We start from the raw sequence: 11,569 nt of genomic DNA, 5'->3' as shown, positions 1-11,569 counted from the left end.
ATGTTTTGGCGTGGGAAAAACACATCTGGCGATAGCCATGGGCTACGAAGCAGTACGGGCGGGCATCAAGGTTCGCTTCACAACAGCTGCGGACCTGCTGTTACAGCTGACGACATCCCAGCGTCAGGGGCGTTACAAAACGACACTCAATCGCGGTGTCATGGCCCCGAAGCTGCTTATCATCGACGAAATAGGTTATCTGCCGTTCGGCCAGTGGGACCAGACGTTCGCCGGTGATGCGGCCCTGGCCTCGGCGATGCTGGATCGGATCTAACATCACTCACACGTAGTCCAGATAAAAGGAGAGAGCTATCGACTGAAGCAGAAACGAAAGGCCGGGGTTATAGCGGAAGCTAATTCTGAGTAAACAAGGTGGATCAATATTAAACCGTTGGTGTTGACGGTTAGTGGATCACTTTTTACCCGTTGTTGACAGTAAATCGGTCTTTTCAGATTATATCTTCTTGAATGACATATTCAGCATGCTGGATTATTGCTCAATTTTTTTGCGGAACACTTACATCATTACTGTACATCGCTGTAAAGGGTTATAAGCCCCCAGAATATGCTTGTCGGAATAAAATTCACGTACGCTTTTTAACCTTTGCAGAGATGGTAAGCAAAGGTATGTGTAACAGACTGAGGTATTGTGGGAGCTGACAGCATCAGTAAAGTTATCAGCAATATGTCATAATATGGTTTTTCCGGAAGCAGAATGTCATAACATCGATATATGCTGGATACCAGACCATAGCTTTCTATGATAACCTCTGGAAAAGTTTCCCCACGGATGCTTCTTTTCCGTAAATTGCCCGATTCAGCCTACTTTGGAGATTTTTAATGTATAAAGTGATTGGTCTGCTTATCGTGAGTGGATTATTAACAGCCTGCCAGAGTCCTCACGACGAGGATCCAGTTAACAGGACAAATTCGTTAAACAGGCCTGATGAGCAAAGGCTGGAGTTGAGTTTCTGTACCCGGGAACTTGAATCATTACACCAGGTCAGTCAGACCGCATGGCATAAAAGAAACACGGAGCTGGCCAACATTCTGACGCAGGAGAGAGTTTATCGCAACGTTAGGTCGAATATCAGCGAAAGCAGCGTGACAATTATGGATGCGGCTTATAATTATAAAATATCCCGGGTGTGTAATGATATTCGAAATGACCTGACCCGTGAGCTGGTAGAAAAAGTGGAGCATGCTTACCCGCCTCGCTCTGGGTCGCTGTTTCAGTCTTCAGTAAAGACTCAGTCTGAACAGGATTAAGCGGCTGCGGGTTTATGATCTTTCAGTAACACCTGACACCAGACATCTTCGAGTGTGATATCACCCTTCGCCGGGTTGTGTGCCCTCATAGCCTCTTTTGCCAGACTGGTAAACTGAGCTGCCGTTGGAAAACTCATGTATCCATAATTCGGCTCGGGCAGCCATGCAGTAATCCTGCCTGAGCAAACAAGGGTGTTAACGGAGGCTTCCGTCAGCGATACCGTACTAATTACTAATGGTTTTTGCAGCTCCAACTTGTCCAGAGCAAAGAGAGCCTGGCTCAGAGCAGGCATCCTTGCCACTGGCAGGGAGATGGTTATAATGTCCAGATTATTCTGAATGCATTTAGAAGACTGGACACACCAGAATGTTTGCCAGCCGGCATACTGAGCTGGCGGAAAAGAAGAACCTACCAGTAAAAATTGATTTTTCATGCTATTTTTCCCTCACATTTTTCAATAAAATCTCGTATTCCCTGCCATGTTACCTCGGATGGATCTTTCACTTCCATGACATGGGCTCCCGCAACTCGTGCCGCAGTGATGCCGTGTGGGTTATCCTCTACGATCACACATTCCTCCGGGATCATCTCCATCCTGTGAATAGCTTTAAGATAAATTTCTGGGTCTGGCTTACCGTTTGCTACATCTTCGTTCGAGAGGAAAAACTCTATATAAGGTAGCAGGTTTGCTCTTCTCAGCATCGTTTCGATAGTTTTTCTGATTGAGTTTGATGCTACTGCCAGACGATACCCATTGCCAGTAAGGCATGCCAGAGCATATTGATGCTCAAAGACCGGCCAGCAATGCTGGTAGATTAACTGTTCCGTGTAATGCTGCTTAAGCTCATTAATAAAACCGTGTAATCCTATTGGCAAACCTGTCCCTTCACTCAGTTTTCTGAGCTTATCGCGGGTTGGTAGCCCGTCGTAAACACCCTCATGATCTTCACGGCTGATGCCAAGACAGAAAAAATCCAGTGCCTGATTAAGGGCCTGATAATGCCATTCCCTCGCGTCGATGAGCACGCCATCCATATCAAAAATTACACCACGTATTTTCACGAGTTAAAGATCCTTTTAGCCAGTAATGGGTTATCAGTACACAACATAAGGCCAGGATGTCTGGTAATATCCTTGGGCATCTGCAAAAGCTGCTCCCAGAATAATGATGCATCTCTGCCATGAAGCTCCGGCGAAACCAGACAAACATCTTTTCCGCTCAGTAGCCACCTATAAAGGCATTCCGGGTCGAGCTGGTTTTCACCGAAACAATCGATCCAGAGAACAGGGGCTCGGTTACTCAGATATCCTTCGGGCTCATATTCACTGAGTCGCGCGGCTGCTGGCATTCCGGCGCGAAAGTAATGCAGGGAATCGGGCACTGACATGTCAAAACAAAAATAACGACTGATCTCATATCTTTCCAGGAGAAGTTGTAATGGACGGCTCAGTCCATCCGATTTGATATTAAACGCCAGCGTACCTTCACTGTTTAATGTAATATAATCATCAAGTAGATGAGTCAAAGGAAGCGCTGTATTCATTCGTGGCATATCGTGGCTGACGACAAGCTTACCATCTAAATCCCGTATATCCGTCTCAATACCAAAACCATGTTCGAATGCCCTGACATGAGCGATTCGGTGATTCTTCTCTCCTGGGGACAACCAATAACCCCGGTGGGCCAGAATATTCATTTTTTCTCCAGATTATGTTTGCAATATTGCGCGTACCGCTCGAGTGCGATGTCAGTTTCCCCATCAAAGATCAGCATCCCTTTTTCCATTACCAGTGCACGGTCGCAAACTTCTCGCAGATGCTCTTCGACGTGACTCACAAGTACAATCGTCCCGCCATTGCGGCGAAAAGACAGGATTTTATCCATGCAACGCCGCTGAAATCCTGTATCACCCACGGCTATCGCTTCATCAATAGCCAGAATGTCGCAGTCCAGGTGAACCCCTATCGAGAATGCCAGCCTCAGAAGCATTCCGGAGGAATAGGTCCTTACAGGATTTTCCATATATGCTTCCAATTCTGAAAATGTGACAATGTCGGCTAACCGTTCGGCGATACGTCTTCGAGGCATGCCCAGAATCGCCCCAGTCAGGAAGATATTTTCTCTGCCATTAAGATCATGATGAAAGCCAGCTCCAACCTCGAGAAGCGATGAAATCTTGCCGCCTGTAATGATCCGCCCTGAACTCGGTCGCGTCACACGGGTGAGTAGCTTCAGAAGTGTAGATTTGCCTGCACCATTTCCCCCGATTATTCCTACTGCCTCACCCTCAGCTACAGAGAAACTGACATTGCTGACTGCACTGAATTGGGGTAACGACAAACCTCGCTGCCGACTCAGAGCGGTCCGCAGAGATCTACAACCTGCATTGTGGGCTGTATAATGTTTGCTTACATCTTCAAAAACGATCATTCCCGGTCTATTACTCCCGACTCATAGTGCACAAAAAAGTAGTAGCCGAAGATAGTTACCAGAACACTCCCCACAGGAATGACAGCCAGGGCTAGTAAAGAGGGGGTGGCTCCTTCAAGCAACACATGACGAAACAGACTGATACACCCAGCCACCGGATTCAGATCCGGGAGCCATTGCCAGCCTGCCGGCAACAATACTGGTGTCCAGGTAACCGGAGAGGCATAAAACCCTCCCAGAATAACAAAGGGGATCATGTGGCGGACATCGCGAAACCGAAGGCGTGCAACCGCAAATATGCAGCCTATTCCCCATCCGCACAACACCGTCATCACCGCACAATACAGCAGAATCGGGATTTGCCAGGGAGACCAGTGAAAACCACATAACGGTAAAGCTATCCCGAGCAAAACCAGCGCTATAAGAAAATCCATTATGCAGACACTGGTACTTGCCAGCGTCAGGGCAATACGGGGGAAATACACTTTTTTTACCAGATGAACATTGTTGAGCAGGGATTCACTCACCACATTGACTGTAGTGGAAAATAGCATCCACAACACCAGACCACACAGAAGGACAAGAGAATATGGCGCGTCGTAATCGGGTGTGTGCAGGCGGACGAGCATCCCAAACATCACGTAGTACAGGCTTAAGTGCATTGCCGGATTAATGACCGCCCACGCCCAGCCCAGCCAGGTTTGGTGGTACCTGACCTTTAAATCACGGCCGATCAAACTGGCAATCAGATTATGCGATGCCAGTATGTCCCTTAGGCTGGCTCTGCTATTTTTATCCGAAATAAACCCACCCCGAATACTTCTGGTGTTATTAAGAATGTTCATGTTGGTGCTCGTCTCCATTATTCTTGCGATGAACAAACAATTTTCGTGCCATGCGCCGGATTAGCGGGACGCGCATTATCCATACACGCAAGATATAGCCTCTTCGCCACACACTTGTAAGTACACCGTCAGCCTTTGCAAAGAAGCCGGACTGGACTTTTCCATCATAACGGGCGGCGAGTCGTAACCAGCGAGAGTGTGTATATAAGCTGAATAACCCCCGTAAAGGGTATCTGCGATAGTATTTTTGCCAATAAAACTGTAGTGCCTTGGATGAGAAAGGGACGAAATTTGCAAGAAAGTAACGCTCTGAACTCTCGATATGCGTAGGCGTGTACGAAAAATTGCCTTCATATTCCATTTTTCCCTTGACCTGCCGAATGGCATAGATCCAGAACCACTGCTCGGGTACATACCGCCACGCACACCATAATCCCGGCATAGATGAGGGTGAAAAAAGTTCAGGTGTGGCCAAAGGTGCGCAGAAAAACAACCGCACATCCTCTGTTAAACCAGCAAGAAATATATCTCCAGGGTGAAAGAGATAAGGCAGACTGCCCTCGGCATCACGCGCAAACCAAGAGCAGTTAATTACCCGCTTTTTAAATACTCGATAAGCCTCATCGCGTGCTGGTCCTTCGTCTGCAAGAACATACCGCTCCAGCAACGACTCGATGCTTCGCCCGTACAGGCAGGTATCCGTGCGCAGTTTCACTGTCAGTGGGCGGGTAACAATTTGCAGGCCTGACCAAGATGAAATTAACAACCGATTAAGATTTGTTATCCATTCACCAGAACAATCTTTACCGATAATGGGTCCAGGATCCTTACTCAGGATAACCTTAACGTTCACTTTCTTCATCCTGCTGAACAGAGCCCGCTCTTGTTCAACCGCACAGAACCATGTAGAGACTATAATTTCGGATTGCGGGAATACGGCCCGGGTTCGAATAATATTGTCAATGACTTGATTGCATAGTGTGCCGTTGCGCAAAACAGGCCCCTGGAACACAATACTCAGTGAATTCATTTGCCTCTCCTGATGAACCGCCGTAGAAACCCGGCCATCCACCACTCTTCGCGCATAAAACAGCGAATGAAAAAGGACAGTAGTAACTGCACTACAGGTGCTTTTCCTGGGGAATGTAGAGTAAGATGCCTGACCCAAAGCTGATGGTGCCAGAATGTGGTGTTTCCACTGAGAAACACTGTTATCCCTGACTCTCGGGTGCGGCTGGTAATATAAAAATTATTAAGCGTTGGCCAGACAACTGAAGGAGATGTACTGTGCCCGCACTGCACCAGGATCACTACCCTTGCATCATCTCCATTGTATAATTTTTCTGCCATTACAATCTGGTCATCTCGCAGGGTCATCAGCAGACAAGCTGTATTTCGGGCATTAGGTAAACCGTCTATTGGATCATGTTGCACCAGCCAGGCATGAAGTTCAGTTGTCTCAGCCCGTATAATACGAAGATTATTTCGCATAGTAGTTTTTCTCCCTGGCAGTCATTGCACTACTGACCAGCTCACGCCAGACAGCCCAAAATGACATGCGTAGCACCGAATGGCGGCTGCCATAGCAAAGCCAGAGCGCGCAAAGCAGACTCCCTAGCCATAACCCCGTCCGGGAGCACCTCACGGGTTCATCAGGCTTAAAGGGGGAACTGAAGGGATTATTGAATACCTGGCGAACAAGCGTTGGGTGGCGTAGCCAGGCAAGCTTCATATTTTCTGGAGTTACAGAACCAGCCAGAGCCGAGGCAAGGGATTCTTTCTCAACAGGGACGGGAGATTCACAAAGGATCAGATGATACCAGTCATTAAGGAGCTCTGTTGTATCTCCCCTGAACGCCCAGAGCAGACGTGTAATCAATATATAACGCTTTATGCCACTTAACCCTGCTGGCATTTGAGAAAGCAATTCAGAACTGACACCATAACGTTTACAAAACGTCTGCATCCTTTCCAACGCGTGGGTTTCCGTGATGTTGCTATGTGGCTGTCGGGGAAGCAGAAACATCCCCCACGGTCGTTCAGACACCCTCCGACCCGAATATGTTCGTCCTGTTACACGTCCAAAATGGTGCATTATGGTCCTGTAAGAGAGCGAGCGGGTGAAGCTATATGGGTTAATGCGAGAAGGTACTCCGGCCGCTGCTGCGGCCATCGCCTGCTCTACGTCCTCATATTCCAACCAGAAGAGTTTTTCATTCTGAGGGATATGCTGCCATACAGCACGTTTGCACATATACAGGCTGCCCGTCAGATAATCGCGACCAAAGTCACTACGAGCGGGATGCTGGGTGTGCAGAGCAAGGCTTGCAAGGTGCGGAATGTCCTGCCTGGCAAGTCGTTCTGACGGGAAGACGTCAAATGGTCGAGTATCAGCAACACCAAAATCTGAGTAGCGCAACGGAAGTGTCTGCCCCCGTCCTGCGAACCAGAAGGACTGAAAACCAGTAAGGGGGTAGTCATCCCCCATTCGCTGAATGGCAGAGTAAAAATTTCGGGGCAACAGAACCCGGTCATGTAGAATACACAGATTATTAAAACGCGCAGTTCCTACAAGAAGATTTTTTTTGCGGGTTATATGTAGCGGTGGTTCTGTAATATCTTCCCCAATAATACGGACCCGCGACCAGTAGCTAAACCCTGGAGCAGGCCTTCCACACAGGATAATTTCGAAATGAGGAATACCTAATTCCAGGATACGTGCAATGCAGGCATTCAGGCATTCCGGATCGCCGTCACCGGTTGGTATACAAAAACTCCAGCCATCCAGCCCTCTCTCCGCTTCCGCAGGTAATCTGTCGGTTTTGATAAACGCGCGACAATCACCAGCATCAAGGCCGTTTATTTCTTTAAAAGCAAGCTGATAATAGGATGAGGTGAGTAACCCGGCCACATTATCAGAATTATGCAGATACAGCGTACTGCCTACCGGCATGGCATGAGCGATATCCCATGTGAGGAGAGCAAACAGCGGGCTTACAGCAAAGAATGACAACACAACATCACCATCATACTGGTGTTTTAGCCGCTCAAGTGCACTAATTTTTCGGGCAGTATACGAAGTCCGGGCAAACGTATATAGTGTTGTGCCGGAAGGAACTGCAAGCCAGCTCTGGTCAAAATCAAGGCGATCCCTCATAGCGGCATACTTCAAGGACGGCTCATGAGCAAGTGCGATAATTTTCACGGTAACTGCTCCACAGAGCAGTCGGCCAGCGCCAGTTCCAGTATTGGATGAGCCAGGAATGCTTCCATGTCGTCAGGTGTACCAAGCCCGTGCATACCGGCACCTTCTTTACCGATGCAATAAAATCCGATGTCAGTACGTCCCTCACGATAAAGATCAGAATACACTGGAGCCACGTAAAACTCCCCTTGACTGCGCCTGTTTTCGGCGATCATGTTTCGGGCCAGGCGGCAAAAGACCTTACCATGACAGAAATTGTAGATTCCTACCGTCGCCATCTCTGACACAACTTCTTTTTCCACAACTGTACAAACACGATTATGCTGGTCAAGCAGTACATATGACCATTTTGGATCTTGGGCATTCATAGTCATGATCATCCCGTCGGTAGCACACCGATCCATATAATCGAGATAGTCATCAATGCAAATATTTACCCACTGATCTGCATTTGCAATCATTAAGGGGTCATCATTATCAATCCACGGAGCAGCCTGCAGCACGGTGCATGCTGTTCCTTCAGTGACTTGTGAAAGCCCTACAATTTTACATCCCGGAGCCAGGGCCTCCAGGCGCTGACGAAAATCGAACTGAGTAAGATGTTCCTGCTGGCAGACAAAGATAAACCGATGCTTACGGCTGGGGCGGAGATTGCGAATAACCAGTTCGATCATAGGAACCCCGGCCAATTTAATAAACGGTTTTGGCTCAGTGAATCCTGCCCGGGAGAAACGGCTACCATGCCCCGCCATGGGGATAACAATATTAAGCATGTAAACTACTCATCAATATATTTATCGTTTAAAACCCCAGGATGCTTAACCACAACAGTTACACAATCCGAAATCGCCTCGAAAGAAGAGGACACCCCTGGCGGTAACGTCACAATATCGCCGGGCTCAAGAGTACGTCCGGCCATAACCGCAAGCCCCGAGAGCAGCAAAGTGACCTCAGTGGCAATTTTATGATGATGAGCAGTCGAGTGTTCCCCTGCTTTAAAATGTTGTACAGCTACCTCTACGGCGGATGTGTCCAGTGCAGCAGGTGCAAAATCCCCGACGAACCAACCGCCGGCCATATCTTTTAGTTTAAATTGCTTGATCAAAGTGGCTTATTTCCTGTTTGATGAAGAAGATGAGCAATCGAAACGCGGGTCACGCTGGAAGCTGAGGCAAGCGCGGAGCCGCCATTTTTCAGCCGTTGCACCATCATTACGCATCTCAGCGAGTTGTATCATTGAGGCTGTCATGCTGGCGTCGTTATGGTGCTGGAGCCACTGGCTGGCCTGGCGTTGGAAGACGTTCAGCCAGTCATGGTTTTGTGTGAAGTTGTATTGAACAAGCGCATAAACAGCGTTATCAAAACGCAGTCGTTCGGGCTGAGCAAAAGGATTCATCACCTGTTGCAATGGCATATCGTCCATAAGGCGAAAGCTTTCCGCCTCCTGAATCATACGAGATGACTGAAGGCCGGTGATCATAAAAGTCATACATGCTGCGGACACGCCAAGGCCAGCTATACGGACACTTTTATGAGCGAACCTTGTGGCGCTTCGGACAAACGTAACCGGCAGTGCCAGACGGACCAGCAGCAGCAATGTAAAGGCATGTATCATTGACTGATACAAAGGATACTCCAGCATGATATGGATCATGATGGGCAAAGTCAGTGCACCGCGACATGCCGTCAGACTTATCCTGCGTCTGTTCAGTAAGGAGTGAAATGGTATCAGCCACACCCCTAACCAAATCAGCAGGCCAGTCAGAGCTATCACCCCCCCCTCGCTCCAGACATACAAAATTTCATTATGTGGAAACGGAACGCTTACCGTAAAAGGATTATCTACACCGCTTTGGGCAAGATACTCAGGAAATCGGACTTCGAATGATGACAACCCAGTGCCGGTCAAGGGGTGCGCCTTAATGATTTCTATTGTCCCGCGCAACATCGCTATGCGTTCTTGGCCAGAATGATGGCGATGCAAGTCGAGCCGCTCACTGACGTCGGTCGGGCGGTAATCTGCCGACGTTGTCGAAATCTCAGGCACCATAAGTGAATTGAGATCGACGGGGCGCAGGGACAAGCCAACATGACCAGCCAAGATACCAGCGCTTAAAAAGAGAATTACACCAATTAACAGACGAGGTTTGTATTTCGCAAACCCCATAAGGAGAAACGGACAAATCACAAAAGCTGCAAGCCAAGCACTTCGGGATTCCGTAATGACCACACCTGCACAAAGTACACATGCACATAACATCATTGCCATACTAAAGGCATAACTTCTGGCGGTAAGTGCAAGCCAGAGTGCACATCCCAGTCCAGTTGTAAGGAAAGAGCCCAGCAGATTCACATGCAGCAGTGAACCCAGCGGTCGTCCGTTCGCTCCGCGGAACGAATAAAAAAGATGTTCACCTGCCGAAAGCGGGAAAACAATCTGCCACACGCTGAGAAATACCTGTACAAGACATGCAAAGACAACAATGGCGTAGAGCCCGCGACGCAGACAACCGCGCAGAGGAAACTGCATGAGAAGTATAAAGAAAAATGCCAAGGCCCAGAGGCCAGTCAGACGGTAAAGAGACAATAAAATTGAACCGGTGGCTGTCCATATTAGCGGCAGACTCATCAGCGTACAGCCTGCCAACAAGAATACAGCAAGACGCCCCCCTCTTATCCGACACATATTGCTTTTCAGCAGTAACATCGCGCCAGCTATAGACAACCACATCCAGACAAGAATATTTAAGGTTAATGACAGACCCTGGCCTGGCAGAGTAACCCATGGTAAGGGAAGAATGCCAAGATACAGCACAGTGGCCATCACAAGCCATGAAGCGGCGTAAAGGACATTTATCCGTCGGGTTGTGAAGGTTTTCAACTCATTTAACATGGCATCTTTCCAAAGGGTTAACCGGAAAAAAGTTACCGGAGCCAGCCCGGTGAACAGAAGCAAATACCCGCTAAAAATCAATAGGGATTGCTCCAGTTTCAAAAGGCGGGCTAGATGTCCACAGGATAGTCCCGCCCACTCACAAATGGAATATAGTTCCAGAAATTACAAATAAATAGATTTTTACACTAAAAATAAATTTTCAACAAAGAATTTCCAGGATAATAAACCACACTGCATATCCCTGAAAGGTATTTCCGTGGTTAACTTAAGGTGTGCCGTACTCAACTAATGAGGATGTGAAATACTATATTGCCCAGAATCAGGACAAGGATGTACCCAAAGCCATGGAACAAGCCCTGCGCACGCACAAAGAGGAACTCCGCAGAGCCAATATGGCTCTGCTGTCAACAACGGGTAAAAAGTGATCCACTAACCCTCACCACCAACGGTTTAATATTGATCCACCTTGTTTACTCAGAATTAGCTTCCGCTATAACCCCGGCCTTTCGTTTCTGCTTCAGTCGATAGCTCTCTCCTTTTATCTGGACTACGTGTGAGTGATGTTAGATCCGATCCAGCCTTGCCGAGGCCAGGGCCGCATCACCGGCGAACGTCTGGTCCCACTGCCCGAACGGCAGGTTGGAGGTCAGGATCATCGCGCTCTTTTCGTAACGTTTGGTTATGACCTGGAAGAACAGCTTGGCTTCCTCCTGACTGAACGGCAGATAACCTATTTCATCGATGATGAGCAGTTTTGGGGCCATGACACCACGATTGAGAGTCATTTTGTAACGGCCCTGACGCTGGGATGTCGTCAGCTGTAACAGCAGGTCCGCAGCTGTTGTGAAGCGAACCTTGATGCCCGCCCGTACTGCTTCGTAGCCCATGGCTATCGCCAGATGTGTTTTTCCCACGCCCGAGG

General features: G+C 48.3%; 11 protein-coding genes and 2 pseudogenes. 2 read left to right on the top strand and 11 right to left on the bottom strand.

Features of this window, described 5'->3' with window-relative positions; genetic code table 11:
* Both BJP35_RS00105 and BJP35_RS00100 read left to right on the top strand, forming a co-directional pair.
* A pseudogene (locus BJP35_RS00105) lies at positions 1–367 on the top strand (ATP-binding protein); the annotation flags it as partial.
* A gap of 473 nt (positions 368–840) precedes the next feature.
* Positions 841–1,269, top strand: coding sequence for a hypothetical protein (locus BJP35_RS00100; protein ID WP_086462847.1), 429 nt, complete (start codon positions 841–843; stop codon positions 1,267–1,269).
* Here BJP35_RS00100 and BJP35_RS00095 read toward each other — a convergent pair.
* From BJP35_RS00095 to BJP35_RS00045, 11 genes and pseudogenes are all read right to left on the bottom strand, one after another.
* On the bottom strand, positions 1,266–1,703 hold the full coding sequence (locus tag BJP35_RS00095) for a hypothetical protein (protein WP_086462846.1): 438 nt from the start codon (positions 1,701–1,703) through the stop codon (positions 1,266–1,268). The genes BJP35_RS00100 and BJP35_RS00095 overlap by 4 nt on opposite strands.
* Positions 1,700–2,332, bottom strand: coding sequence for an HAD family phosphatase (locus tag BJP35_RS00090; protein WP_256971565.1), 633 nt, complete (start codon positions 2,330–2,332; stop codon positions 1,700–1,702). The genes BJP35_RS00095 and BJP35_RS00090 overlap by 4 nt, the downstream gene beginning before the upstream one ends.
* A complete protein-coding gene (locus tag BJP35_RS00085; RefSeq protein ID WP_086462845.1) occupies positions 2,329–2,967 on the bottom strand; it encodes a hypothetical protein in 639 nt (212 codons plus the stop codon). Before BJP35_RS00085 ends, BJP35_RS00090 begins: the two co-directional genes overlap by 4 nt.
* Entirely contained in the window at positions 2,964–3,701 is a 738-nt protein-coding gene (locus BJP35_RS00080) for an ABC transporter ATP-binding protein (RefSeq protein ID WP_086462844.1), read from the bottom strand. The genes BJP35_RS00085 and BJP35_RS00080 overlap by 4 nt, the downstream gene beginning before the upstream one ends.
* A complete protein-coding gene (locus tag BJP35_RS00075; protein ID WP_179193649.1) occupies positions 3,698–4,546 on the bottom strand; it encodes an ABC transporter permease in 849 nt (282 codons plus the stop codon). Before BJP35_RS00075 ends, BJP35_RS00080 begins: the two co-directional genes overlap by 4 nt.
* A complete protein-coding gene (locus BJP35_RS00070) occupies positions 4,533–5,576 on the bottom strand; it encodes a WavE lipopolysaccharide synthesis family protein (RefSeq protein WP_086462842.1) in 1,044 nt (347 codons plus the stop codon). The genes BJP35_RS00075 and BJP35_RS00070 overlap by 14 nt, the downstream gene beginning before the upstream one ends.
* Before the next feature lie 450 nt (positions 5,577–6,026).
* Positions 6,027–7,751, bottom strand: coding sequence for a hypothetical protein (locus BJP35_RS00065; protein ID WP_086462841.1), 1,725 nt, complete (start codon positions 7,749–7,751; stop codon positions 6,027–6,029).
* Entirely contained in the window at positions 7,748–8,524 is a 777-nt protein-coding gene (locus tag BJP35_RS00060; protein WP_086462840.1) for a glycosyltransferase family 2 protein, read from the bottom strand. Before BJP35_RS00060 ends, BJP35_RS00065 begins: the two co-directional genes overlap by 4 nt.
* A gap of 5 nt (positions 8,525–8,529) precedes the next feature.
* Positions 8,530–8,856, bottom strand: a complete 327-nt coding sequence (locus BJP35_RS00055; RefSeq protein WP_256971562.1) for a cupin domain-containing protein — start codon at positions 8,854–8,856, stop codon at positions 8,530–8,532.
* Between the two features lie 6 nt (positions 8,857–8,862).
* Complete coding sequence (locus BJP35_RS00050) at positions 8,863–10,746, bottom strand: O-antigen ligase (RefSeq protein WP_143349612.1); 1,884 nt, start codon at positions 10,744–10,746, stop codon at positions 8,863–8,865.
* Between the two features lie 371 nt (positions 10,747–11,117).
* Positions 11,118–11,569 (bottom strand): annotated as a pseudogene (locus BJP35_RS00045) (ATP-binding protein); the annotation flags it as partial.

Source organism: Enterobacter sp. J49 (assembly GCF_002148625.1).
In the GTDB taxonomy this organism is placed as follows: Bacteria; Pseudomonadota; Gammaproteobacteria; order Enterobacterales; family Enterobacteriaceae; genus Enterobacter; species Enterobacter ludwigii.
Note: the sequence above shows the minus strand (reverse complement) of the source record. Positions and strands in the feature narration are given on the sequence as shown.